Annotated in this window: 26 protein-coding genes; 9 read left to right on the top strand and 17 right to left on the bottom strand. The window is 68.3% G+C overall.

Annotation, left to right across the window (positions count from 1 at the left end):
• Position 1: 1 nt before the first annotated feature.
• The 6 genes from ABT313_RS35570 to ABT313_RS35545 all read right to left on the bottom strand — a co-directional run bounded on the left by ABT313_RS35570 (position 2) and on the right by ABT313_RS35545 (position 5,326).
• Complete coding sequence (locus ABT313_RS35570; RefSeq protein ID WP_350863003.1) at positions 2-421, bottom strand: PIN domain nuclease; 420 nt, start codon at positions 419-421, stop codon at positions 2-4.
• On the bottom strand, positions 421-675 hold the full coding sequence (locus tag ABT313_RS35565; RefSeq protein WP_350863001.1) for a type II toxin-antitoxin system VapB family antitoxin: 255 nt from the start codon (positions 673-675) through the stop codon (positions 421-423). Before ABT313_RS35565 ends, ABT313_RS35570 begins: the two co-directional genes overlap by 1 nt.
• 65 nt (positions 676-740) lie before the next feature.
• Positions 741-1,886: a flavodoxin-dependent (E)-4-hydroxy-3-methylbut-2-enyl-diphosphate synthase gene (gene ispG / locus ABT313_RS35560; protein ID WP_350862998.1), complete on the bottom strand. Its 1,146-nt coding sequence runs from the start codon at positions 1,884-1,886 to the stop codon at positions 741-743.
• A 26-nt stretch (positions 1,887-1,912) separates the two neighbouring features.
• A complete protein-coding gene (locus tag ABT313_RS35555; protein WP_350862995.1) occupies positions 1,913-3,220 on the bottom strand; it encodes a M50 family metallopeptidase in 1,308 nt (435 codons plus the stop codon).
• Complete coding sequence (dxr, locus tag ABT313_RS35550) at positions 3,217-4,434, bottom strand: 1-deoxy-D-xylulose-5-phosphate reductoisomerase (RefSeq protein WP_350862992.1); 1,218 nt, start codon at positions 4,432-4,434, stop codon at positions 3,217-3,219. The genes ABT313_RS35555 and dxr overlap by 4 nt, the downstream gene beginning before the upstream one ends.
• 46 nt (positions 4,435-4,480) lie before the next feature.
• On the bottom strand, positions 4,481-5,326 hold the full coding sequence (locus ABT313_RS35545; protein WP_350862989.1) for an FHA domain-containing protein: 846 nt from the start codon (positions 5,324-5,326) through the stop codon (positions 4,481-4,483).
• Positions 5,327-5,394: 68 nt separating this feature from the next.
• On the opposite strand from ABT313_RS35545, the gene ABT313_RS35540 reads away from it, so the two are divergent.
• The 6 genes from ABT313_RS35540 (at position 5,395) to ABT313_RS35515 (ending at position 9,174) form a co-directional block, all read left to right on the top strand.
• Positions 5,395-6,099 carry a type 1 glutamine amidotransferase gene (locus ABT313_RS35540; protein ID WP_350862986.1) on the top strand — a complete coding sequence of 235 codons (705 nt, stop codon included), beginning with the start codon at positions 5,395-5,397 and terminating at the stop codon, positions 6,097-6,099.
• A 19-nt stretch (positions 6,100-6,118) separates the two neighbouring features.
• Entirely contained in the window at positions 6,119-6,694 is a 576-nt protein-coding gene (locus tag ABT313_RS35535) for a DUF1707 SHOCT-like domain-containing protein (protein WP_350862983.1), read from the top strand.
• Entirely contained in the window at positions 6,691-7,176 is a 486-nt protein-coding gene (locus tag ABT313_RS35530) for an NUDIX domain-containing protein (RefSeq protein WP_350862981.1), read from the top strand. Before ABT313_RS35535 ends, ABT313_RS35530 begins: the two co-directional genes overlap by 4 nt.
• Positions 7,177-7,230: 54 nt before the next feature.
• A complete protein-coding gene (locus ABT313_RS35525) occupies positions 7,231-8,394 on the top strand; it encodes an acyl-CoA dehydrogenase family protein (RefSeq protein ID WP_350862978.1) in 1,164 nt (387 codons plus the stop codon).
• Positions 8,395-8,464: 70 nt separating this feature from the next.
• Positions 8,465-8,752 carry a DUF6458 family protein gene (locus tag ABT313_RS35520; protein WP_350862975.1) on the top strand — a complete coding sequence of 96 codons (288 nt, stop codon included), beginning with the start codon at positions 8,465-8,467 and terminating at the stop codon, positions 8,750-8,752.
• 38 nt (positions 8,753-8,790) lie between these two features.
• Positions 8,791-9,174, top strand: coding sequence for a nuclear transport factor 2 family protein (locus ABT313_RS35515; protein WP_350862972.1), 384 nt, complete (start codon positions 8,791-8,793; stop codon positions 9,172-9,174).
• Here ABT313_RS35515 and rny read toward each other — a convergent pair.
• The 9 genes from rny to recA all read right to left on the bottom strand — a co-directional run bounded on the left by rny (position 9,155) and on the right by recA (position 17,403).
• Positions 9,155-10,816, bottom strand: a complete 1,662-nt coding sequence (gene rny, locus ABT313_RS35510; RefSeq protein ID WP_350862970.1) for a ribonuclease Y — start codon at positions 10,814-10,816, stop codon at positions 9,155-9,157. The two genes, ABT313_RS35515 and rny, sit on opposite strands and share 20 nt — an antisense overlap.
• A gap of 640 nt (positions 10,817-11,456) precedes the next feature.
• Positions 11,457-11,765 carry an antitoxin gene (locus ABT313_RS35505; RefSeq protein ID WP_350862967.1) on the bottom strand — a complete coding sequence of 103 codons (309 nt, stop codon included), beginning with the start codon at positions 11,763-11,765 and terminating at the stop codon, positions 11,457-11,459.
• Between the two features lie 151 nt (positions 11,766-11,916).
• On the bottom strand, positions 11,917-12,309 hold the full coding sequence (locus tag ABT313_RS35500; protein WP_350862965.1) for an MmcQ/YjbR family DNA-binding protein: 393 nt from the start codon (positions 12,307-12,309) through the stop codon (positions 11,917-11,919).
• A gap of 94 nt (positions 12,310-12,403) precedes the next feature.
• Positions 12,404-13,831 (bottom strand): alkaline phosphatase family protein, encoded by a 1,428-nt coding sequence (locus tag ABT313_RS35495; RefSeq protein WP_350862963.1) that lies wholly within the window; start codon positions 13,829-13,831, stop codon positions 12,404-12,406.
• Positions 13,832-13,986: 155 nt separating this feature from the next.
• Positions 13,987-14,415 carry a GNAT family N-acetyltransferase gene (locus ABT313_RS35490; RefSeq protein WP_350862960.1) on the bottom strand — a complete coding sequence of 143 codons (429 nt, stop codon included), beginning with the start codon at positions 14,413-14,415 and terminating at the stop codon, positions 13,987-13,989.
• Entirely contained in the window at positions 14,412-14,933 is a 522-nt protein-coding gene (locus ABT313_RS35485; RefSeq protein WP_502884052.1) for a regulatory protein RecX, read from the bottom strand. Before ABT313_RS35485 ends, ABT313_RS35490 begins: the two co-directional genes overlap by 4 nt.
• A 290-nt stretch (positions 14,934-15,223) precedes the next feature.
• Entirely contained in the window at positions 15,224-15,406 is a 183-nt protein-coding gene (locus ABT313_RS35480) for a hypothetical protein (RefSeq protein ID WP_350862956.1), read from the bottom strand.
• A 594-nt stretch (positions 15,407-16,000) separates the two neighbouring features.
• Complete coding sequence (locus ABT313_RS35475) at positions 16,001-16,138, bottom strand: hypothetical protein (RefSeq protein ID WP_350862953.1); 138 nt, start codon at positions 16,136-16,138, stop codon at positions 16,001-16,003.
• A gap of 191 nt (positions 16,139-16,329) precedes the next feature.
• Positions 16,330-17,403 (bottom strand): recombinase RecA, encoded by a 1,074-nt coding sequence (gene recA, locus ABT313_RS35470; protein WP_134098484.1) that lies wholly within the window; start codon positions 17,401-17,403, stop codon positions 16,330-16,332.
• Positions 17,404-17,653: 250 nt separating this feature from the next.
• Here recA and ABT313_RS35465 point away from each other — a divergent pair, with 250 nt between their 5' ends.
• Both ABT313_RS35465 and ABT313_RS35460 read left to right on the top strand, forming a co-directional pair.
• A complete protein-coding gene (locus tag ABT313_RS35465) occupies positions 17,654-18,445 on the top strand; it encodes a hypothetical protein (RefSeq protein WP_350862951.1) in 792 nt (263 codons plus the stop codon).
• A 41-nt stretch (positions 18,446-18,486) separates the two neighbouring features.
• A complete protein-coding gene (locus ABT313_RS35460) occupies positions 18,487-19,047 on the top strand; it encodes a GrpB family protein (RefSeq protein ID WP_350862949.1) in 561 nt (186 codons plus the stop codon).
• 20 nt (positions 19,048-19,067) lie between these two features.
• On the opposite strand, the gene ABT313_RS35455 is transcribed toward ABT313_RS35460, so the two are convergent.
• Positions 19,068-19,262, bottom strand: coding sequence for a DUF3046 domain-containing protein (locus ABT313_RS35455; RefSeq protein WP_350862946.1), 195 nt, complete (start codon positions 19,260-19,262; stop codon positions 19,068-19,070).
• A complete protein-coding gene (locus ABT313_RS35450; protein WP_350862943.1) occupies positions 19,259-20,392 on the bottom strand; it encodes an LppM family (lipo)protein in 1,134 nt (377 codons plus the stop codon). The genes ABT313_RS35455 and ABT313_RS35450 overlap by 4 nt, the downstream gene beginning before the upstream one ends.
• 109 nt (positions 20,393-20,501) lie before the next feature.
• Here ABT313_RS35450 and ABT313_RS35445 point away from each other — a divergent pair, with 109 nt between their 5' ends.
• Entirely contained in the window at positions 20,502-25,157 is a 4,656-nt protein-coding gene (locus tag ABT313_RS35445) for an ATP-dependent helicase (protein WP_350862940.1), read from the top strand.
• Positions 25,158-25,163: the final 6 nt, after the last annotated feature.

Here is a 25,163-nt window from a genome sequence, read left to right as displayed (position 1 = left end):
GTCAGAGCGTCCCCTTCGGCATTACCCATTCCACTGGCTGCCCAGTGACCTTCGCGATCCGGTCGTAGTCGTCGTCGTAGTGCAGAACCGTCAACCCTGCCAGTTCGGCAGTCGCAGCGATGATGAGGTCAGGCAGCCGAAACTGCCGATGCTGACTCTTCTTCGCCAGCGACCGATGGACGTTCAGGGCCCGGTCCATGGCCTCGGTGCTCACGTCCGCCCATCGCTGCCCCTGGAGATCGGCCCACAACCGTTCGTAGGTCTTCGGGTCAGGAGCATTGTTCAGGCACTCGAGGAGGGTCATCTGGCAGAACGCCAGCCGGCCTTCGACCAGCAGGCTGTCGAAGCGGTGCTTGACGTTGATGTCGCGGCCGCGCAGCACGAAAACAGAAGTGTCCGCCAGGTAGGCGGCTCCAGCCATCACGCGCTGCGCTCTTCCCGAGCGTCGATCTCCAGGCGGCTGAAGTCACGTCCCCCGCCATACCGCCAGGCCGCGTCCGAGCCGCTCACGTCCAGCTCCACCTCGTCGAGCGTGGCGATGAGGTCCTTGGCACGTTTCCGCCGGGCCAGCTCATGCAGGGCGGCGTTGATCGTCTCCACCTTGGTGTCCGTACCCAGCTCAGCGCGAGCGGCCTCGAGCCACTCGTCGTTCACGTCGACGGAGATGCGCGTCATGAGGCCAACTTTACACCAAAGTTGGCCTCATCCGCGCACCAAGAACAACGGGAATCTGGTGCAGCTCAGCTGACGCTGACGGTGGGTTCGTCGCCGGTGGCTTCCATGGTTTCGGCGATGCGCATGGCCTCTTCGATGAGGGTTTCCACGATCGCCGACTCCGGGACGGTCTTGATGACCTCGCCCTTGACGAAGATCTGGCCCTTGCCGTTGCCGGAGGCGACGCCGAGGTCGGCTTCCCGGGCCTCGCCCGGGCCGTTGACGACGCAACCCATGACGGCGACGCGGAGCGGGACCTCCATACCCTCGAGGCCGGCGGTGACCTGCTCGGCGAGCGTGTAGACGTCCACCTGGGCGCGGCCGCAGGACGGGCAGGAGACGATCTCGAGCTTGCGCTCGCGCAGGTTCAGCGACTGCAGGATCTGCAGGCCGACCTTGACCTCCTCGACCGGCGGCGCGGACAGCGATACCCGGATCGTGTCCCCGATGCCCTTCGACAGCAGCGCGCCGAACGCGACCGACGACTTGATCGTGCCCTGGAACGCCGGCCCGGCCTCGGTCACCCCGAGGTGCAGCGGCCAGTCGCCCCGCTCGGCGAGCATCTCGTAGGCCTGCACCATCACGACCGGGTCGTTGTGCTTGACCGAGATCTTGAAGTCGTGGAAGTCGTGCTCCTCGAACAGCGACGCCTCCCAGACGGCCGACTCGACCAGCGCCTCGGGCGTCGCCTTCCCGTACTTCTCCAGCAGCCGCTTGTCCAGCGAACCCGCGTTCACGCCGATGCGCAGCGACGTACCGTGGTCCTTCGCCGCCTGGGCGATCTCCTTGACCTGGTCGTCGAACTTGCGGATGTTGCCCGGGTTCACCCGGACCGCGGCGCAGCCGGCCTCGATCGCGGCGAACACGTAGCCCGGCTGGAAGTGGATGTCGGCGATCACCGGGATCTGCGAGTGCTGCGCGATCTCCGCCAGCGCGTCGGCGTCCTCCTGCCGCGGGCACGCGACCCGGACGATGTCGCAGCCCGCCGCGGTCAGCTCGGCGATCTGCTGCAGCGTCTTGTTGACGTCGTTGGTCGGCGTGGTGGTCATCGACTGCACCGAGATCGGTGCGTCGCCGCCGACCAGCACGCTGCCGACCTTGATCTGACGGGTCTTGCGGCGCGGCGCGAGGGTCGGAGGCGGCAGCGCGGGCATGCCCAGGTTGATGCTCATGATTCCTTAACCAGTGGGGGTGAGGGTCAGCCGTTGAAGAGCTTGATCGGGTTCACGATGTCGGCGATGACGAGCAGCACGCCCATCACCACGATCACGCTGGCCGCGACGTACGCGATCGGGAGCAGCTTGGCCACGTCGACGTACCCGGGGTCGGGCCGGCGGAACAGCTTGGCGAAGCCGCGCCGGATACCCTCCCAGATCGCGCCGATCATGTGACCGCCGTCCAGCGGCAGCAGCGGGATGAAGTTGAACAGGGCAAGGAACAGGTTCAGCGAGGCGAGCAGCAGGATCCCGGTGGCGATCTTCTGGCCGACGCCCAGGTCACTGGAGGCGACCTCACCGGCGACCCGGCTCGCGCCGACCACGCTCATCGGGCTGTCCTGGTCGCGCTGACCGCCGACGATCGACTTCGCGACCCCGACCAGCTTCTCCGGGAACTTGCCCAGCGCCTGCACGGTGCTGACGGTCAGCTTGCCCATCTGGTCGACGACGAAGCCGAAGCTCTGCCGCTCCACCTTCTCGGTCGGCGAGATGCCGAGGAACCCGACCGACACGAGCTTGTCGGAGGTGGCGCTCTCCTGCACCTGGTTCACGATCGTGCTGGTCTGCAGGGTCTTCTGCGCACCGTTGCGCTCGACAACGATCGTGGCCGGCTTGTCGGTGTTCGCGCGGATCAGCGGCGTGAGCTGGTCCCAGCTGGTGATCTGCGTGCCGTTGAACGAGACGATCTTGTCGCCGACCTGGAACCCGGCGACCTTGGCCGGCGACACCTTGTCGGTATCGGTGCACTTCCGGTCGGCCGTCGCCTGGTTGGCCGGGATCACGCAGTCGGTGACGGTGGAGACCGTGGTCTGCGCGACCGGCGTCCCGTAGAGCATGTAGAGCCCGCCGAACAGCACGAACGCGATCACCACGTTCACCAGCGGCCCGGAGGCCATCACGATCAGCTTCTTCCACCACACCTTCTGGTAGAAGAGCCGGCCGTCGTCCTCGGGCGAGATCGTCTCGTACTCCGCGGACCGGGCGTTCTCGACCATCGACTGGATCGGGCCGGTGTTGGCCTTGCGGATCTTCGTCGGGTCCTGGCCCTTGCCCGGCGGCAGCATCCCGATGATCCGGACGAAACCGCCGGCCGGGATCGCCTTGATGCCGTACTCCGTCTCGCCGCGTTTCGTCGACCAGATGGTCCGGCCGAAGCCGACGAAGAACTGCGTCACCTTCATCCCGAACGCCTTCGCCGGGAGCATGTGGCCCATCTCGTGCAGCGCCACGGAGATCAGGACCCCGAGGACGAACAGCACGATGCCGACGGTGGTGAGAAGCACGGTCATGCCTTCTGGTTCTCCTGGCTGCTATCGGCGGTGAGCTCACGGGCCCTGGTCCGGGCCCACGCGTCCGCGGCGAGCACGTCGTCGACGGACAGTTCCACATACGAGGGTACGTCGTGTTCGGTCACCACCCGGGCGACTGTGTCGACGATTCCGGTGAACGGCAGCCGTCCGGCCCGGAACGCCTCCACGCAGACCTCGTTGGCGGCGTTGAACACGGCCGGCGCCGTACCGCCCCGGGTGCCCGCCTCGCGGGCCAGACCGACCGACGGGAACTCGGCGTCGTCGACCGGCTGGAACGTCCAGGTGCTCGCCTCGGTGAAGTTCCACGGCGGCGAAGCGTCCGCTATCCGGTCAGGCCAGCCGAGCGCGAGCCCGATCGGCACGGTCATCGTCGGTACGCCGACCTGCGCGATCGTCGCGCCGTCGAAGAACTCGACCATCGAGTGGATCGCCTGCTGCCGGTGGATCACGACGTCGATCCGGTCCATCGGGATGCCGAAGAGCAGATGCGCCTCGATCAGCTCCAGGCCCTTGTTGACCAGCGTCGCGGAGTTGATCGTGACGACCGGGCCCATCGCGAAGTTCGGGTGGGCAAGGGCTTGCTCGACCGTGACGTTCGCGAGCTCGCTGCGGGGACGACCGAGGAACGGGCCGCCGCTCGCGGTCAGCAGGAGCTTGCGGACCTCGTTCGGCGTACCGCCACGCAGGCATTGGGCGATCGCGCTGTGTTCGGAGTCGACCGCGACGATCTGCCCGGGCTTGGCCCGCCGCGTCACGATCGGGCCACCGACCACCAGCGACTCCTTGTTCGCCAGCGCCAGCGTGTTCCCGGCGTCCAGGGCGGCCAGCGTCGCGTGCAGGCCGACCGAGCCGTTGATCCCGTTGAGAACCACGTCACACGGCATCGCGGCAAGCTCGCTGGAGGCATCCGGCCCGGTGACGATCTTCGGGATCCGGAACTCGCCCTGCGCGTACCCCTTCCGCTGCGCCTCGGCGTAGAACGCCAGCTGCAGGTCCTGCGCGACCGTGGCCTTCGCCACCGCGACGACCTCGACATCGAACTCGAGCGCCTGCTCGGCCAGCAGCCCGACGTTGTCGCCGCCGGCAGACAGTGCGAGCACGCGGAAGCGGTCCCGGTTGCGACCGATCAGCTCGAGCGCCGTAGTGCCGATCGAGCCGGTCGAACCGAGGATGACGACGCTGCGTGAGTTCACGACGCCATTCTTCCAGGTCCGGGTCCGGATGGGGGTCCGGGTGCGGTCAGCCGAGGTACAGGCGGAAGGGCATGGCGCCGAGCCGGATCTCGTCGCCGTCGCCGACCATCGCGGTCTCGATCCGCACGCCGTTCACCGACGTCCCGTTGGTGGAGCCGAGATCCCGCAGTTCGTAGCCGGTCGCGTCGATCCGCAGCAGCTCGGCGTGATGACGGCTGATCTCCTGGCGGTCGATGATCACGTCGCAGTCCGGCGCGCGGCCGATGCGGACCAGATCGAGCAGCGGTACGACGTCGCCGTCCTCGCCCACGAGCACCGGCTGCGGCCCGGTCTCCAGGGCCGTCGCGATCTCGCCGACCCCGGCGGTACGGATCGACAGCGAGACGATCAGGTCGTCGCCCTTGTCCACGTGCAGGTTGTGCTGGGCGCTGTACCCCTGCAGCAGCTCGGCGTGCTCGTCGATGACCACAGCGGACACGTGGTAGTAACCGGGCGGCAGTTGGGCGTACGCCGCTGCGCCGAGCGACGTGGTGAGCACCACGGCGTCGTACTCGCGGTGGGTGATGTCGGTGATCGTGATGAGGACGGGGTTGTTGGCAGTGAGGTGCGCCTCGGCGCCGGTGTCGCCCGGAGTGAACTCGACTGTCAGCAGCGGCGTCGGCCGGCTCTCGTCAAGCCCGACCAGTCGGTCGACCGCGGGCACGGTGCCGGTCGGGATGTCGAGCGGCACATATTGACCGTGTGAGCGCACCAGGAGGTCGAGCTGTGGCCTCGCGACTCCGTTGCGGCGGGCCAGCAGGTACGCGTTGACCATGCCCTTGCCGAAGATGAAGGACACGTCCCCCACCACGGCACGCACGAATCCGCTGATCGGCTCCATCTGCACCCCCACAGTGCATCAGTATCCAGGAATCACGACTCCGGTACGGCGGTGTCCGGTGTGCCGCGTACGGTGGCCCGGTGCCGACTTCCGTGCTGATGATCGAGAACGACGAGGGCAGCGGTCCGGGCAAGCTGCTCGGCTGGCTCGAGGACCGTGGCATCACTCCCGTGGTCGTCCGGGCGTGGGACGGCGAGCCGGTGCCCACGACCGTGGACGGCCATGCGGGGCTGATCATGCTCGGCGGCGGGATGCTGCCTGACGAGGACGAGCGGTCGCCATGGCTGCCGGCGGAGCGCGCGCTGCTGCGGGACTCACACGGCCGGGTGCCTGTGCTCGGGATCTGCTTGGGCGGTCAGTTGCTGGCGCATACGTTCGGCGGCGAGGTGAAGGGGAAGTACGGGCTGCCCGAGAAGGGTGTGACGTCGCTGACAGTTCTGCCGGCCGCCGCGGACGACCCGCTGGTCGGTGAGCTGCCGTCGACGGTGTGGGCGGTTGAGAGTCACCAGGACCAGATCACGCGGCTGCCGGCGGACGCCGTACTGCTGATGTCCAGTGAGCGGTGCCCGAACCAGATGCTGCGGGTCGGAGACCGGAGCTGGGGTGTGCAGTTCCACCCGGAGGTCGCGGCCGATCGCGTACGCCGGTGGAACCCGGAGCGGCTGCGGTCGATGGGGTTCGATCCGGATGCCGTGGTCGCGGATGCCGAGAGGTACGCGGAGGAGCTGGACAAGACCTGGTCGGCCGTCGTCGGGAGATTCCTGTCGTTCTGCTCGGACCGGTAGCGGCGCTACCTTTGGTCGCATGAGTCTGGAGCAGCCGCCGCCCGGTCACCGGGCATCCGACAACGACCGCGAACGAGCCGCCGCCGTGGTCCAGGAAGCGCATACCGACGGGCGGCTGGACTTCGAGGAACTGGACGAACGGCTGACCCAGGTCTACTCGGCCAAGACGCAGCTGGAACTGCGCAACGCGACCGCCGACCTGATGCCGGTCGCCCACGGCAGCTCCCAGGAGCTGACCCTCCGCGCGCGGCACAGCGCACAGAAGCGCGAAGGCGCCTGGGTCGTGCCCGAACGCCTGACCGCGATCGCCGAACACTCGTCGGTCAAGCTCGACTTCACCGACGCCGTCGTCCACTGGGCCGACATCCACGTCGACGCCCAGGCCATCCACAGCTCGGTGATCATGGTGATCCCCGAAGGCTGGAGCGTCGACATCGACCAGGTCGAGGCCAACCACAGCAGCGCCAAGAACAAGGCGGTCGCACCTCGTCCCGGCGGAGTCCGCCTGCACGTCACCGGCCGAGCCCACCACGCCAGCGTCGTAGTCCGCCACCCCCGCAAACGCCACTGGTGGTGGCCTTGGTACAGCAAGTGAGTTCGCTGCCGTACGAGCAGTCGTACGTCGGCACGCTCCGAAGGCACGTCGGCGACCAACGCCTGATCACGCCAGGGCCGCGAGCCGTGATCGTGAACGAAGCCGGCGACGTGCTCCTGGTACGCCGCACCGACGACGACACCTGGGTGATGCCGGCAGGCGGCCTCGAGCTGGGCGAGTCGATCCAGGACGCGCTGGTTCGCGAGGTGCAAGAGGAGACCGGGCTGATCGTCGAGGCGGCCACGCCGATCGCGCTGTACACCGGTCCGCAGTACTGGTTCACGAACGCCTACGGCGGGCAGCACCAGATGTTCGCAGTGGTCTTCCGCGTCGACCGCTGGAGCGGCTCACTGCTCGCTGAGACTGACGAGACCCGTGATGCGCGGTTCTTCGCGCGTGAGGACCTGCCTCCGCTCCGGCCGGTGTATCAGGAGACGCTTGCCGACCTGGAGGCCTTCGACGGGACGCTGATCCTGAAATAGGCATGTGGCCTTCCACACCACCGCGTCGCCGCATCTACCGGCTAGCGTGAGCACATGGGTGCTTCTCTGGATCTTGTCGACGTCGACTCTTTGCTGAGTGAGGAAGAGGTTGATGTCCGGGCGGCTGCTCGGCGGTTTGCGGATGAGCGGTTGCGGCCGGCGTTGCCGGAGTGGTTCGAGACGGCTTCGATTCCGGCGCGGGAGTTGGCGAAGGAGCTGGGTGCGCTCGGGTTTCTCGGGATGCACCTGACCGGGTACGGGTGTGCGGGGCTGGGCCCGGTCGCGTACGGGCTTGCCTGCTTGGAGATCGAGGCGGCCGACTCGGGGATGCGGTCGCTCGTGTCCGTGCAAGGTTCGCTGGCGATGTACGCGATCTGGAAGTACGGCAGCGACGAGCAGAAGAACGAATGGCTCCCGCGGATGTCCGCGGGTGAGGCGATCGGCTGCTTCGGGCTGACCGAGCCCGACTTCGGCTCGAACCCGGCCGGCATGCGCACCAACGCCCGCCGCGACGGCGACGACTGGGTACTGAACGGCTCGAAGATGTGGATCACCAACGGTTCCGTCGCCGACGTCGCGGTGGTCTGGGCGCGGACCGACGACGGCGTCCGCGGCTTCGTCGTACCGACGTCGACGCCCGGCTTCTCGGCGCCGGAGATCAAGCAGAAGATGTCGCTGCGTGCGTCCGTCACCTCCGAGCTGGTGCTCTCGGACGTCCGGCTGCCCGGCTCAGCTTTGTTGCCCGAGGCACGCGGTTTGTCCGGCCCGCTCGGCTGCCTGAACGAGGCCCGGTTCGGCATCATCTTCGGCGCGATGGGCGCGGCCCGCGACTGCCTCGAGACCGCGATCGCGTACGCCGGTGAGCGGATCGTCTTCGACAAGCCGCTCACGGGGTACCAGCTGACCCAGGCCAAGCTCGCCGACATGGCGGTCGAGCTGAACAAGGGCATCCTGCTCGCCGTGCACCTCGGCCGCTTGAAGGAGAAGGGCACGCTGCGCCCCGAGCAGGTGTCGGTCGGCAAGCTCAACAACGTCCGCGAGGCGATCGCGATCGCGCGCGAATGCCGCACGATCCTCGCCGCCAACGGCATCAGCGGCGAGTACCCGATCATGCGGCACGCCAACAACCTCGAGTCGGTGCTCACCTACGAAGGCACGTCCGAGGTCCACCAGCTCGTCATCGGCCAGGCGCTGACCGGGCAGTCCGCCTTCCGCTGACGCATACCTCGCGTCGTTCCTGGGCACAGGGAGTGAGCTCAGTTACTCCGTGTTCATGGAAGGAGCAGGTATGCGGATCGGGGCCGGGATCGCACTCGTCGTGATCGGCGCTGTCCTGGCGTTCGCCGTACGGGACACGTCCGACACGTTCAACCTGACCGCCCTGGGGATCATCATCATGCTCGGCGGAGCCGCCGGCATCTGGCTGTCGTACCGCCTCGCCAACCAACGCCGACGCACCGACCGCCCAGTCATCGACCCGGAGGTCGAGCGCCAGTACCGCACGGCCCCGCCGGAGCGCGTCGCCGACGAGCCGATCGACGTCACCCCGACTCACCACCGGCGACCGAGCAGGTAGTCGCGCTCGTCGGCGTGAGCCGGGTGCACCATGAATTCATGGACCGCAACCGTGAACTGCTCGAACGCCTGTGGAGCCCCGACAGCGAGCTCGCGCTCTCGCCGGAGGCCGAGCACGAGATGCGCACGGAGGACTACGTCCTGGAGATGCCGCAGTCCGGCGAACGCATCGTCGGGCGGGACCCCATGCGCGCGATGCAGCAGGAGTACCCGAACCCGCCGTCGATCCAGATCCTCCGCATCACCGGCTCCGGCGACAACTTCGTCCTCCTCGGCCGGTCGGACTACGGCGGCGAGGTGTACTACGTGGCGAACGTCGTCGAGTTCCGCGACGGGCGGATCGCTCGCGAGACCCGGATCTACGGGGCTCCGTTCGACCCGCCGGCGTGGCGGGCGAAGTACGTTACTTCGCCACCTCGGTAGCCCTTGACTCGCGGACGACGGTCACCCGGATCTGGCCCGGGTACGTGAGCTCCTCCTCGACCTGCTTCGCGATGTCGCGGGCCATCACCTGCGCCGCGATGTCGTCGACCGCGTCCGGCAGGACCATCACCCGGATCTCGCGGCCGGCCTGCATCGCGAACACCTTCTCGACGCCGTCGTGGTGCATCGCGATCTCCTCGAGGCGTTCGAGCCGCTGGACGTAGGCCTCCAACGACTCCCGCCGTGCGCCGGGCCGGCCGCCGCTGACCGCGTCCGCGGCCTGCGTCAGCACCGCCTCGACGGTCCGCACCTCGACCTCGTTGTGGTGCGCCTCGATGCAGTGCACGACGTCGTCGTTCTCGCCGTACTTGCGGGCCAGCTCGGCGCCGACGATCGCGTGGCTGCCCTCCGACTCGTGCGTGAGCGCCTTGCCGATGTCGTGCAGGAACGCGCCACGCTTGCACAGCTTGGGATCCAGCCCGAGCTCGGCCGCCATCATCCCGGCGATGTGCGCGGACTCGATCAGGTGCTTGAGCACGTTCTGTCCGTACGACGTGCGGTAGCGCAGCAGCCCCATCGTCCGGACGAGCTCCGGGTGGAGGTCCGTGATCCCGACGTCGGCCATCGCGTCCTCGGCGGCCCGCTCGCACAGCTCGGCGACCTCGCCCTTGCTGCGCTCGTAGATCTCCTCGATCCGGCTCGGGTGGATCCGCCCGTCGAGCACCAGCGAGTCCAGGGTCAGCCGCGCCGTCTCCCGGCGTACCGGATCGAAGCAGGACAGCAGGACCGCTTCGGGGGTGTCGTCGATGATCAGGTTCACGCCGGTGGTCTGTTCGAACGACCGGATGTTGCGGCCCTCGCGACCGATGATCCGGCCCTTCATGTCGTCACTCGGCAGGTGTACGACGGACACCACCGACTCGCTCGTTTGCTCGGACGCCAGCCGTTGCACCGCGCCGGTGATGATCTTGCGGGCCTTGATCTCGCCCTCGTCCTGAGCCTGCCGCTCGATCTCGCGAACGATCGTGTGGGCGTGCCGCTTGGCCTCGTCCTCGATCGACGCAACCAGCTCGGCCCGCGCCTGCTCGGTGGTCAGGTTCGCGACGCCTTCGAGGATCCGGCGGCGCTCGTTCTCGAGATCCTTGATCTCGTTCTTGCGCTGGTCCAGCTCGGCCAGCTGCGCGGTCAGCTCGGTCTGGCGTTCCTCCATCGCGCGGTGCTGCTCGTCGGCCCGCTCCTCGCGCTCGGTCAGCCGGTGGTCGCGGCGCTCCATCTCGAGACGTTGCTCGCGCAGGTCGTCCCGGATCGACTGCGCCTCGGCTTCGGCTTCCCGCCGTACGTCGGACGCCCGCCGCTCGGCATCACGGCGCACCTCGGACGCCCGGTCCTCGGCGCTGCGGCGGATCTCCTCGCTGCGTTGCTCGGCCGCCTCGGCCCGCGTCCGCAGTACGGCGGCATCTTCCTCAGCCTGCCGGCGGACCAGCTCTGCCGCGGACTTCGCACCGGCGGCGAGCTGCGCGGCCTCGAGTTGGGCGGTCGAATTGTCGGCGGCTTTCCGGCGGGAGAGGGTCAGGCCGATCCAGGCCAGCAGTCCTGCGATCAGCAATCCGATCAGGGCCAGGCCAACCGACATCGCGGTCATCGGCGTCTCCCCTCTCCTTCGAGTCCCGCGGCGGGACTGTGGCCGTCTGTCGAAGGGACTTCGCCACCGGTACGGCTGAAGGCGCCACCGGGGTCCGGCGGCTTTCGGGGTACGGCAGGGCCGGTGCCACCCGGGTGGGGCGGTACCGGTTCTCTACCGTTGCGACGGTACGGCTGTGCAACTCCGTCGATGCCGCGCGGTGCGGCTTTCCGGTGTTGCCTGCTTCGCTTGCTCACCGTGAGTCGCCGCCGACAACGCGGAGATCGCGGTAACGCCGCTCGCGCCCTTGCCGGCTTGGTGACCGTCCGGGTTTTGCGTGCGGTGCCGTCTATCGACAGCGCCTGGCGCCGTCGTCCTTCCTTCAGCTCAGTCGAGCGTGGTTGCGTCTTTTTGCCGGTCAGTCGGCCGTTTCACCCGACTCGCCGATGGTTATATCCGCCACCGATGCAGTGGTTTCATCCCTTCTTGATCCTGAGGCTAAGCGCGGCCCATCACGCGGTCAAGACGGACACTCGCCCGTCACCCGCGGGATGAGACCACTCCGGGCACTGGACTACTCCACAACGGACATAGGTGTACGACGGAGTCTTCAGCACCCGCGGCGCTTGGAACGGCCGCGGGGCTGCAGATGTGGATCTGGTCAGCTGGCGGGGCCGTCCGCGGGCCTGTCGGGCTGCGCGCTCTCCGCCGTACCTGCGGTGGTGGACTCCGAGGTCGTGTCCGCGGGTGCCTGATCCGCCTGGGCCGCCTGGCCCGGCTCGTCTGTGCCCTGCTTGTCGACGAACGTCCCGACCTTCTGCTGGACCGCGTCGACCTTCTCCGCGTACTTCCCGCCGGTCTGCTTGTCGATCATGTCGCCGGCCTTCTCGACGCCGGCTTTGATCTTGTCCGGGTTCTGCTTGACGACATTCCGGAGCCAGTTCTTCGCCTGTTCCTGGAAATCGTTCATTGCACCCTCCGCGGTGTCTGGGGCGGATCGACGGAAAATCCCAGCCTACGGACCGGTCCAAATACCAGTCCTACCTCGGATAACACACCGTCGTACCGCACCCGTCAACGCCCCTCGCCGCTCACCGGACCCGAAACCGGTTCACTCTGCGTCACCGCCCGTCGAGGTGTGCCTTCGCGACGTTCGCCGGGGCGTACACCAGCCACCCGTCGAGCAGTGCTTCGCGGAGCGCCTGTTCCGGCACCTTGTCGAGCTCGACGAGGACCGCGGCGTACCCGTTGAAATGCGGGATCGTGAAGAACCCGTCGCCGGCGCGGGCGGTCAGCACGGCCTCCTTCTCGGCCAGGTCCTCGACCTTGATCGCCAGGATCGGCCCGTCGGGCGGCGTCTCGTCGCCGTACCGCTTGAGGTCCGCCTTGCTGAACGGCCGCTCCCACGCGTACCCCTTGCCGCCGACCGCCCAGGTCCGACGGCCGTGCTTCGTCGTCTCGACGGTCTCCGGCAACTGACCGACCAACCGCTCCACGTCTTCCAGGCTCGCCATGTCGCCGACGCTACCCCCGGGAGACGTGCAGTGACGTGCGGTGGACGTGCAAACAGCCGGGCAATCGACGTGATTGCCCGGCTGCCGGCGTACCTCAGAGGCGGTGGCGACCGCCGCGCTCCTGATGCGGGACGACCTGCGTCGAGGTCGGGAACGTCGGAGCGGGCAGCTGCGCGGCTTCGTACGTCGCCAGGTTCAGCTGGGCGCCCGTCTCGGGCAGCGCCGGCGGCTTGCTGACGTGGTCGTGACGGAACACCGAGGTGAGGTCACCGAACGTCTTGCGACGCCACTGGCTGATGTTCGGCTCTTGTACGCCGGTGAGCTTCTCGAGGAACTGCAGCACCGACGTGTGGTCGAACTTCTGGCTGCTGATCCAACCACCCGCGGTCCACGGCGAGACCACGATGCACGGCACCCGGAACCCGCCGCCGATCGGCAGGCCGAGCGCGTACTCGTCCGGCGTTCCGACCGGAGCGGTCGGCGGTACGACGTGGTCGAACAGGCCGTCGTTCTCGTCGTAGTTCAGGATGAAGACCGTCTTCTTCCAGACGTCCGGGTTGGCGGCGATCGCGGCGATCTTCGACGCGACGAAGTCGGCCCCGGCGGCCGGCATCTCCTTCGGGTGCTCGGAGACGCCGCCGGCCGTCATCAGCCACGACACGGTCGGGAGCTTGTCGTGCAGGGCGTCGTACTCGAATTGGCCGAGCGACGACACCTTCATGCCCTTGTCGTACAACGGCGTACCGGGTGTGGCGTCCTGGAACTGCTTGAAGTGCGGGAGCATGTTGTAACTGCTCAGACCCACCTGGTCCTGGTACACGTTCCAGCTGACACCGGCGGCCTCGAGGCGTTCGGCGTACGTCGTCCAGCGGTACGCGCCGTTCGGCAGGGAGTTCGACGTGATCGGGCCGCCGAGCGTGCCGCCCGGGTCGATCATGCCGGTCTGCCAGTACAGGCGGTTCGGCCAGGTCGGGCCCTGGACCGAGCAGTGGTACTGGTCGCAGATCGTGAACGCGTCGGCGAGCGCGTACTGGAACGGGATGTCATCGCGGGTGTAGTACCCCATCACGTACGGCCCGTTGGCTTTGTCGGCGGCCCGGTGCGCAGGCAGCCAGGCGTCCATCTTGCCGCCGTTCCAGGCCTGGTGCTGGACCGAGTACGCGTGGCTCGTCGACGGGATGGCCTGCGAGTTGGTCGAGTGGGTGTCGAGGTGGAACGGCAGCATGTAGCCGTCCGGGTTCTCGGTGTCGGGCTGGTAGAAGACGTTGCGCCCGGTGGACAGCTTGATCGCGTGCGGGTCGTCGAATCCGGCCACTCCCGACAGCGTGCCGAAGTAGTGGTCGAAGCTGCGGTTCTCCTGCATGAGCATCACAACGTGCTTGATGTCGCCGAGCCGCGCCGGGCGCGGCGGCGGGGAGGCGAGGGCCTTCTGGACACTCGCGGGCATCAACGCGGCCGCGGCACCAAGGCTCGCGGTGGCCGCAGCGCCGCCGAGAAAGCGGCGGCGGGTGAAGTCAGACATTGGGCGGAACCTCTCGAAGTAGGCGGTGATTCCGTCAAGAACCTTCCGCCCACAAAGTGACCGCCGTCCGGCGCGCTGCCCAACACTGCCGGACCAGTTCCCGAGCACGACCTTTAGCAAAGGTAAACAGCTTCGGCTCACCTACGCCGGCTCACCTACGCCGGTTGGCCTGCTGCCGCCCAGAGCCAGGGGCCGGTGCATCGTGTGAATCCGGCGTGCAGGTAGAACTCGGCGGCCTCTTCGTCGATGGCCGAGACGAAGACCACCTCGGCGCCCAACGCCTCAAGCCAGGACTTGCATTGCGCGAGCAAGGCCGCGCCGGTCCCAGAGCCGCGGCTCGCTGGATGTACCACGAGCTCCTCGACGACGCCGCACGGCTCGTGCCCGTAGTCGACGAACGTCGCTACCAGCACGCCGACAATCTCGTCTCCATCGCCATCGCCATCGCCGGCGACGAAGGTGCGGGCTTGCTGGCGGATCTCGGGCAGGGTTGTCGCGTCTGCAGCCTCACCGTGCAACTCGCGAAGCAGCCGCTGGATCCCGGCGCGATCCGCCGCGGTTGCCTCACGCACTTCGTCCGTCATTCAGGGCCTATGCCGGATGAATCGATGAGCGGGAACTCGTCGTGCGAAGCGTCCAGCTCCTCCTTCACGATGCTCATCGCCATGCCACCCGGATACCCCTTCCGCGCAAGCATCCCGAGCAAGCGTCGCATCGCCACCTGCCGCTCGAGCGAACGCATCGACCGCAGCTTCCGCCGTACCAGCTGCCTCGCGGTCTCTTCTTCCTGCTCCGGCTCCAACTCCTCGAGCGCGTCCCGGGCCAGCTCTTCATCCACGCCCCGCCGCCGAAGCTCCTGCGCCAGTGCACGCTTTCCCAACCCACGCCCACGATGCCGCGACTCCACCCACGCGTTCGCGAACGCGGCGTCGTCGATCAGCCCGACCTCCGTGAACCGATCCAGCACCTCATCAGCCACGTCGTCCGGAATCTCCCTCTCCGCCAACACGTCAGCCAACTCAGCCCGAGTCCGCGGCTGCCCCGTCAACTTGTCCAGCAAAATCGTCCGAGCCACCGAAGCCGGATCAGCATCCTCCTCCATCGCCGCGTCCCCCACCCGCTCCGGCTCCTCACTCCCCCACCTCTTCCGCCCCCGCCCAAACCCCCGCCCAACCGTCCGCCGCCCCCGACCCCGCTCACCAGACCGCTCACCCTCCACCGAGCCGTCCCCACGACTCGCCCCACTCCCGCCCGACGCACCCCCGCTCGTACGCACTGGACGATCCACAGACCCCGCACGATCCGGCGTACCCGATCCGTCACCCGCGCGGTATCCACCGGCACGTACTGCGCCACCGGGCGAACCGTCGCGCCCCACCGAACAAGGTTCGCCTACCGGCGTGCTGTCATCCGCGCTCGCGTCACCCGCACGGCCGCCACCCACACCAGCGTCACCCGCGCGGCCGCCACCCACACCGGCATCACCCGCCTGAGCGCCACTCGTACCAGCGTCACCAGCACCGGCGTCGTCCGCGCGCGCTTGACCCGCCCGCGCACTACCCGCGTCGGCGTCATCGGCATGTGCGTTGTCCGGCGCGACCTCAGCCGACCGCGCTCGCGCAGGCGTCGCGCTCTCGGACGCGGAGGAGTTGGCGCGTGGCGTGGGCTGGTCTGCGTCAGGCACACGCTCTGCGGGAGATGTGCGGCTTGCCGGAGCTGCAGGACTTGGCGAGGCGCTGGTGGGCGATTCGGTGGCAGTTGGCGAGTCCGCGTCGGCCCAAGGGTCAGACTGTTCTGGTGGCGTACCTAGGTCTGCGCCCCGTGCAGGCGCGTCGTCCGCGAACGCACGTGCTTCAGCCAACCGATCGGCCGCCCGCGTCTCGAACGTACGAGCAGAGCGCTCGTCCGGCTCACCCCAAGGATCAGCAGCGCTCGCCCCCGACGCTCGACCCGTCGCACCCCGACGCTTCGCCGGCCGAGTCTTCGTCTGCTCGTCCTGCTCGTCCCAGGGGTCAACTGTGCCGACAGTTCGCCGGATAGAGCCCGTACGCCGGCGGGAACTGCCGTCCCACTCTGACTCGTCCTCGCCCACGAAGTCGTCCACATCGGACCCGCCCCGACGCGCACTCGACGTACGAGAACGCCCCGAGCCCAGACCAGAACCACGAGCTACACCGAGGTCGTCCCCCCGACCTCGCTCAGCACGACCAGCACCACCCACACGCTCGGCACCGCCAGCGCGCTCGATACCACCGGCACGCTCGGCGCCGCCAGCAGCACGCTCGGCACCACTGCCACGCTCAGCACGATCGGAACGGCGGCCGGACCCCGAGCGCTGGCTCGGGGTGTTGGAAGCCGTCGAGGCGTCTGTGCCGGCCGCAAGGAGTTTGCGGGCCAGGGCGAGGCGTTCGTCGTGGGGTAGAGACAGTGCCGCGGGGGCAGCGTCGTCGGCAGCTGTGGGCTGCCGGGGGACGCTGCCGCCCGCGGTGGGTCGTCGATCAGAAGTCGACATCGACCTCGGCCGTGGCGGCCTCGCCGGCCGGCTGGTCAAGGGTCGGGCCGATGCCCATCTTCTCCTTGATCTTCTTCTCCAGCTCGTTGGCCAGATCGGGGTTGTCGCGCAGGAAGTTCCGCGCATTCTCCCGGCCCTGGCCGAGCTGGTCGCTCTCGTAGGTGAACCAGGCGCCGGCCTTGCGGACGAAGCCTTGATCCACGCCGAGGTCGAGCAGGCTGCCCTCGCGGCTGATGCCCTGGCCGTAGATGATGTCGAACTCGGCCTGCTTGAACGGCGGGGCCACCTTGTTCTTCACGACCTTGACCCGAGTCCGGTTGCCGACCACGTCGGTACCGTCCTTCAGCGACTCGATCCGGCGCACGTCCAGCCGCACCGACGCGTAGAACTTCAGCGCCTTACCACCGGTCGTGGTCTCGGGGGAGCCGAACATCACGCCGATCTTCTCGCGCAGCTGGTTGATGAAGATCGCGGTCGTGTTGGTCCCGCTGACCGCACCGGTCATCTTCCGCAGCGCCTGGCTCATCAGCCGGGCCTGCAGACCGACGTGGCTGTCGCCCATCTCGCCCTCGATCTCGGCCCGCGGCACCAGCGCGGCCACCGAGTCGATCACGACGATGTCGATCGCGCCGGAGCGAACCAGCATGTCGGCGATCTCCAGCGCCTGCTCACCGGAGTCGGGCTGCGAGACCAGCAGCGCGTCGGTGTCGACGCCCAGCTTCCGCGCATACTCCGGGTCGAGCGCGTGCTCGGCGTCGATGAACGCCGCGATCCCGCCGGCCCGCTGCGCGTTCGCGACCGCATGCAGGGCGACCGTCGTCTTACCGGAGGACTCCGGACCGTAGATCTCCACCACGCGACCGCGCGGCAGACCACCGATCCCGAGGGCGATGTCGAGCGAGATCGACCCGGTCGGGATGACCTCGATCGGCGGCCTGTTCTGCTCCCCCAACCGCATGACCGAACCCTTGCCACACTGCCGCTCGATCTGCGTCAGCGCGGTCGCAAGCGCCTTCTCGCGATCGGCCACCGCGCGCTCCGCACTCGCTGCACCCGCCATGTGAATGCCACCTGACCCATCTCATAATCGGGGCCGCTTCCCAGCCGCCCGGAGGACTTCTCGTGTCGCCAGAGAAGGTATCCATCACGTCGGACAGTTTTCGTCGCCACTTCCGAATCTGTGGACAACTCGGCCGTCCGCCACACCTTCCGCGCACCAAAGTATCCCGAACACGTGTTCGAATCACAACTGACACGCCGAAGCTGCCCCGGCAACCGGTCTGACCCGCCGGATCCCTACCCTTGCGGGCGTGAGCGACCGTCCCGACGTGCCCGATTCCGCCGTGATCCTGGCACTCAGCCGGGTCGAGTTCGGGATCGACACCGTACTCGATGCGCTCCGCACCCCGGACCCGTTCGGCGTCCGCAGCATCCTGACGGAGTACTCGGCTCAGGAGCAGCCCAACCTGGCCGAGAAGGCCCTGATCCTCGCGATCGACCGGCTGCTCAAGATGAGGGTGCCCGGGCACACGGAGTGGCCAAAGCTGCCGCTCGCCACGCGCTGTGACTGGTGGGTGGAGCGGCTGGGCGGATTCGCCGCGGTCGTCGCGGCGCTCCCCCGGATCAGCGGCGCGGCCGCCGACCGGCTCCCGATCAAGGACACCCTCGGCGCAGCAGTACAGGCCATGGTGATCGGCGCGATCTGCCGCGAGTACGGCGTGGAGGCACACGCGGACCGTACTGCGGTCATCGCACGCGTTCTGACCGACCGTCCGATCACGCCGGACGAAGTACTCAAGTACGACGACCCCACCGCGGCCGGACAGGACGTGGCGAAGCAGCTCGGTCTCGGCGACGAGTCCGAGGAGGCGGGACTGCGCCACGGCATCCGTCTGCTCTGGCGGATCAGCAAACTGTTCGGCGGGCTCGGCGATGTGTTCGAGGAACGTCCACGCGGCAGCCTCGGCGCCCGGTTCGTCGGCAAGCTGCCGGGCATCGGCGTGGTCGGCGGGTACTTCGACGAGCGCAAGGCCATCCGCAAAGCGGCGTACGAGGCGGCCGATCTGCTCGCCGGCAGCGCGTTCCGGGTCAAACCTGTCTGAAGGGCTGGGACCGGCCACCGCAGTACTGGGATGATCTGCGCATGACTGGGATCGTCATCGCACGACCGGACGAGAGCTGGCCCTCGCAGTACGAGAAGACCGCGCACACGATCGGCGGGCTGCTCGGCGAGCTGGCCCAGCGGATCGATCACATCGGCTCCACCTCGGTACCCCGCCTGCCGGCCAAGGACATCCTGGACATCCAGGTCACAGTCGGCACGGAGCCGGAGCTGGATGAGGTGGCAGAGCGCATGGTCGCCGCAGACTGGGAGCTACGCCCGCCGCGGCGCGACCATCCGGTGCCAGGTCTGCCCTCCGAGGACATGCAGTGGGTGAAGCGCATGCTGGTCGAGCCGATGTACCGGCGCCGGGTCAATCTGCACATCCGGGTGGCCGGTCGCGCCAACCAGCGGTACGCGCTCCTGTTCCGCGACTACCTGCGCAGTCATCCGGAGACGGCGCGCGCGTACGCCGTCTTCAAGCAGCACGCGGCCGCGCTCCGGCTTGAGATCGGCGACTACTCCGATCTCAAGGACCCGGTCTGCGACCTCATCTATCTACCAGCCGAGGAATGGGCGTCCCGCACCGGATGGACCGTCTAGCACGTTAGTTGCCTAGGGCATCAGCGTTCGCTGGCCGGCAGGTTCAGGTGCGCCCACACGGCACGCCAGACCACCTTCGCGGCCTCGCCGTCGGCCAGTGCCTCGACGACCGTACGGCCGCCGAGCTCCTGTACCACTTGGGTCTCGGCCCAGGTCCGTGCATACGCCGGGCCGAGATGGTGATCCATCCGCGCCCAGAACTCCGTCAGTCTCATTCCTGCCCGTCATCGTTCCTCGGCGGCGGTCCCCAACCGCCCTGCTGCCCCGGCGGGGGTCCCGAAGGACCACCCTGCTGCGGCGGCTGCTGACCGTACTGACCAGGCTGCCCCTGGCCCGGCTGCTGTCCCCAGCCGCCAGGGCCCCGCTGCGGCGGCTGTCCCTGCTGAGGCGGCTGCTGCTGACCCGGCTGCGGACCCCACTGCCCCGGCTGAGGCTGCCCAGGGTACTGCGGCTGACCAGGCTGGCCGCCGTACGGCGGCTGCCCCTGCTGCGGCTGACCCGGATACTGCCCCGGCTGGCCGCCGTACTGACCAGGCTGACCCGGCTGACCTTGCGGACCGCCGTACGGCCCCGGCTGGCCCGGGTACTGCCCACCAGGACCAGGCTGCTGCCCGTACCCGGGCTGACCCGCGTACTGCCCGGGACCGCCGTACTGACCCGGCTGGCCCGGGTACTGCCCCGGGTACGGCCGTCCGTACCCCTGCTGCCCCTTGCGCCGGCGGCTGCGCAGTACGAAGAACACCACTGCGGCGATTGCCAGCAGCACCAGCACGATGATCAGAATCAGGGCCCACGTCGGGAATCCGCCGCCCGCCTCGGACGTCAGCGAGATCTTGCCGAGCTGGTCGAGGCTGTCGTACGTCGCCGTGCGGCCGCTGATCTTCGCGCCGTCGTCGTGCTCGAGGATCTTGCCCGGCATGGTGATCTTGAAGTTCACCTCGGGCTGGGTGCCGGAGGGGATGTTGCCGAGGTTGCCGGCCTTGACCGTCACCGTGACCTTGTCGCCGTCCTTGCGGAAGCTGACGCCGTCGCCGCTCGAGCTGCCCATCTTGTCGAACGGCACGCTCTCGAAGGTGCAGTTGGACCCGACGTACTTGTCGTCCTCGAACGAGTTGCAGTTGACCCCTTCGGTGGTCGTCTGCTTGATGCCGCTCTCGATCTGCTGGCGGACCTTGTCGAGGGACTGGCCACTGGACTGCAGCAGCTGCTTGTCGACCCCGATCTTCATGGTGCCCGAGACCGTCTCGTTCGACCCGACCTTCAGGTCGGCGTCGAGCTTGACGCACCCGGTCAGAGCGACCAGGCAGGCCACGACGACGAGCGCTGCGCGTACGCGGTTGATCATGTCGCCGATCATTCCAGACGACGGGGACAACCTCTGCACCGGACGGAAAGCGTCTCCTCACCGTCTGCCACGAAACGGCTCGTGAAAACTGTCGGCGGGACCCGGCAAGATGGTCAGCGTGAAGAAGACCAGCGCGTTGAGCCGGTTCTCGCCCGCGACCCGGGCGTGGTTCGGCGACGTCTTCGAGGCGGCCACCCCGGCCCAGCTCGAGGCGTGGGACGCCATCACCGCGGGCCGGGACGCGCTGGTGGTCGCCCCGACGGGGTCAGGCAAGACGCTGGCAGCCTTCCTCTGGGCCCTCGACCGCCTGGCCACGACGCCGCCGCCCGACGATCCGAAGCTGCGCTGCCGGGTGCTGTACGTATCGCCGCTGAAGGCGCTCGCGGTCGACGTCGAGCGCAACCTCCGCGCGCCGCTGATCGGCATCCGCGAGACGGCGCGCCGGCTCGGCGAGGCGCCGATCGACGTCGAGGTCGCGGTGCGTTCGGGCGACACTCCCGCCGGCGAGCGACGACGGTTCGCGACGCGGCCTTCCGACGTACTGATCACCACCCCCGAATCACTGTTCCTGTTGCTGACCTCGCAGGGCCGAGAGTCATTGCGCGGGGTTGAGACAGTCATCGTCGACGAGGTGCACGCGGTCGCCGGGACCAAGCGGGGCGCCCATCTGGCGCTCACACTCGAGCGGCTCGACACGTTGTTGCCGAAGCCGGCGCAGCGGATCGGTCTGTCCGCGACTGTGCGGCCGGTGGAGGAGGTCGCGAGATTCCTTGGTGGCGAGCGGCCGGTGACTGTGGTGCAGCCCAAGTTCACCAAGCAGTGGGATCTGAGCGTTGTCGTCCCGGTCGAGGACATGGCCCAGCTGGCCGCGACGGAGGTCGAGACCTCCGGATCCGCGGCCGGTCCGCAGCAGCATGCCTCGATCTGGCCGCATGTCGAGGAGCACGTCTTCGATCTGATCTCCCAGCACAAGTCGACGATCGTCTTCTCCAATTCGCGTCGGCTGGCCGAGCGGCTGACCGCCCGGCTCAACGAGATCGCCGCCGAGCGAGCCGAGCTGGAGCTGCCCGAGTTGGGCTCGCCGGCTCAGCTGATGGCGCAGTCGGGTGGCTCGCTCGCGGCGCCTCCGTTGATCGCGCGAGCCCACCACGGCTCGGTCAGCAAGGAGCAGCGTGCGCTGATCGAGGCCGATCTGAAGTCGGGTCGGCTGCCTTGCGTGGTCGCGACCAGCAGCCTCGAGCTCGGCATCGACATGGGCGCTGTCGATCTGGTCATCCAGGTCGAGGCGCCGCCTTCCGTCGCGAGCGGATTGCAGCGCGTAGGTCGCGCCGGTCACCAGGTCGGAGCCGTGTCGCGCGGCGTGCTGTTCCCGAAGTTCCGCGGCGATCTGATCGACACGGCCGTCGTGGTGCAGCGGATGCGCGACGGGATGATCGAGAGCCTGCACATCCCGGCCAACCCGCTCGACGTCCTGGCTCAGCAGATCGTCTCGATCGTCGCGCTCGACTCGATCGACGTCGACGAACTGTTCGCGCTGGTACGGCGGTGTGCGCCGTTCGCCACGTTGCCGCGATCGGCGTACGACGGGGTCCTCGACATGCTCTCGGGCCGGTATCCGTCGGACGAGTTCGCGGAGCTGCGACCGCGGATCGTGTTCGACCGGGTCAGCGGCGAGATCTCCGGTCGGCCGGGCGCGCAACGGCTTGCGGTGACGAGCGGTGGGACCATCCCGGACCGTGGTCTGTTCGGGGTGTTCCTGGTCGGTGAGTCGACGAATCATCGCGTCGGCGAGCTCGACGAGGAGATGGTGTACGAGTCGCGCGTCGGAGATGTGTTCACGCTCGGCGCGTCGAGCTGGCGGATCGAGGACATCACCCACGACCGCGTGCTCGTCTCCCCCGCGCCGGGTCAGCCGGGCAGGTTGCCGTTCTGGAAGGGCGATGCGGTCGGGCGGCCCGCCGAGCTCGGTGCGGCGACGGGTGCGTTCGTTCGCAAGATGGCGTCGTTGCCGGCCAGTAAGGCGATCGAGCGTGCGCGGACCGCGGGCCTGGATGAGTTCGCGGCCAACAACCTCGTGTCGTACCTCGCCGAGCAGCGCGACGCCACGAGCCGAGTGCCGGACGACGTGACGATTGTTGTGGAGCGGTTCCGTGACGAGCTGGGCGACTGGCGCGTCTGCGTGCATTCGCCGTACGGCGGTCAGGTCCACGGCCCGTGGGCGCTCGCGATCGCGGCACGGCTCCGGGATCGGTACGGGATGGACGCGCAGTCGGTCTCGGGCGACGACGGGATCGTGTTGCGGCTGCCGGAGACGGATGAGGCGCCGCCGGGTGCGGATCTTGTGCTGTTCGATCCGCAGGACATCGAGGATCTGGTGACCACCGAGGTCGGCGGCTCGGCCTTGTTCGCAGCGCGGTTCCGGGAGTGTGCCGCGCGGGCGTTGTTGCTGCCGCGGCGTAACCCGGGGCGCCGATCACCGCTGTGGCAGCAGCGGCAGCGCGCCTCGCAGCTGTTGAGTGTGGCAAGCAAGTTCGGGTCGTTTCCGATCGTGCTCGAGACGTTGCGCGAGGTGCTGCAGGAGGTCTACGACCTGCCGGCGTTGAAGGATCTGCTGACCGGGATCAGCGAGCGCCGGATCTCGGTCGTCGAGGTCGAGACGTCGGAAGCATCGCCCTTCGCGAAGTCCCTGCTCTTCGGCTATGTGGGCGCGTTCATGTACGAGGGCGACAGCCCGCTCGCAGAGAAGCGCGCGGCCGCGCTGTCGCTCGATCAGAGCTTGCTGGCCGAGCTGCTCGGGCGGACCGAGCTGCGCGAGCTACTCGACGCTGAGGTTGTGCTTCGGACCGAGGCCGAGCTGCAGCGACTGGCCGAGGATCGTCGAGCGCGCGACGCGGAAGGACTGTTCGACGTACTGCGGATGGTCGGCCCGCTCTCGTTGCCGGAAGCAACGCAACGGTGCGTCGACGGTTCGGATGCCGAGTCTTGGCTGACCTCGTTGGCGGCCGCTCGCCGGGTGGTGCGAGTGCGGATCGCAGGTGAGCACCGGTGGGCAGTGGTCGAGGACGTGGCGCGATTGCGGGACGCGCTCGGCGTGCCGTTGCCGCCTGGGGTCGCGGAGGCACACGCCGAGCCGGTCGCCGATCCGCTCGGCGATCTGGTGTCTCGCTACGCCCGGACGCATGGGCCGTTCCGGGCGATCGATCTGGCGACACATCTCGGGATCGGGGTTGCTGTCGTCAGCGAAGCCTTGCGCCGGCTGGGTGCGGCTGGACGAGTCGTCGAGGGCGAGTTCCTGCCGGGCGGGATCGCGCTCGAGTGGTGTGACAGCGAGGTCCTCCGACTGTTGCGGCGGCGATCTCTTGCTGCCTTGCGTAAGGAGGTCGAGCCGGTTGATCCATCCGCGCTGGCCCGCTTCCTGCCGGCCTGGCAAGGGATCACGAGCAGTCGCGGCCGCGGGTACGACGTACTGCTCGGAGCGGTCGAGCAACTAGCAGGATGTGCGGTGCCGGCGTCGGCGTTGGAGTCGATTGTGCTGCCCTCACGCGTGCCTGGGTATCAGCCGTCGATGCTGGACGAGTTGACTGCGACCGGGGAAGTCGTGTGGGCTGGTTCGGGTTCGTTGCCCGGGACAGACGGCTGGGTGTCGCTTCATCTCGCGGACAACTGCGACCTGACGCTGCCCGATCCAGATCCTGACCTCGAGTTGGGTGAGACGCACCAGGCTGTGCTCGACGCCTTGTCTGGCGGTGGCGCGTTCTTCTTCCGGCAGCTGAGCGATGCGGTCGGATCCGCCTCTGGTGTAGTGGACGACGAGACAATGGTCAGCGTTCTCTGGGATCTTGCCTGGGCCGGGTATCTGACCAACGACACCCTCACGCCGGTCCGCTCGCTCGTCGGTGGCGGGCGAGGCAGTCATCGAACACGTCGTACGACGCCACGCGCGCGGCCCGGTCGTCCGATGCGTCCTGGGCGGCCGTCGATGCCCGCGCGGAGTGGTCCACCGACGGCGGGTGGGCGATGGTCTTTGCTTCCGGAGCGCAGCTCGGATGCGACCCGGCGGGCGCATGCTGCTGCGGAAACCCTGCTGGATCGCTATGGGATCGTCACGCGTGGTTCGGTGATCACCGAGCGGACGCCGGGTGGTTTCGCGGCTGTCTACAAGGTGCTCAGCGCGTTCGAGGAATCCGGGCGGTGCCGACGCGGGTACTTCGTTGCCGGGCTCGGGGCCGCTCAGTTCGCGCTGCCCGGGGCAGTGGACCGGTTGCGCGCGCTTGCGGAGCTTCCGGCTCCAGTCTCACCAGCGTCTGACGGCCCTTTCGGTCCTCCCGGACGCTTCGGACCTGGTGGCGCCCGACCCGGCGGTGGGAGCCGTGGCCGCAAGGACGAGGAGTTGAATGCGCGAGCCGTCGTACTCGCGGCTTCCGACCCTGCAAATCCTTACGGCGCTGCCCTGCCGTGGCCCGAGCGAGAGAGCGCCGGGGGTCATCGCCCGGGCCGGAAGGCTGGTGCGTTGGTCGTGATGGTCGACGGACAGCTGATCGTGTACGTCGAGCGCGGCGGGCGGACTGTGCTGAGCTTCACCGAGGATCCAGACCTGCTCCAGCCGGCGGTCGATGCTCTGGCGTTGTCGATCCGGGACGGTCAGCTTGGCAAGCTGAGCGTCGAGACGGCGGATGGTGAGCAGGTGCGGCATACGGCGTTCGGTGATGCGCTTGCCAAGGCCGGCTTCCATGCGACTCCGCGCGGTCTCCGTCTGCGGGCTTGATACCAG

It is taken from the genome of Kribbella sp. NPDC000426 (genome assembly GCF_040300265.1).
GTDB lineage: Bacteria > Actinomycetota > Actinomycetes > Propionibacteriales > Kribbellaceae > Kribbella.
Note: the sequence above shows the minus strand (reverse complement) of the source record. Positions and strands in the feature narration are given on the sequence as shown.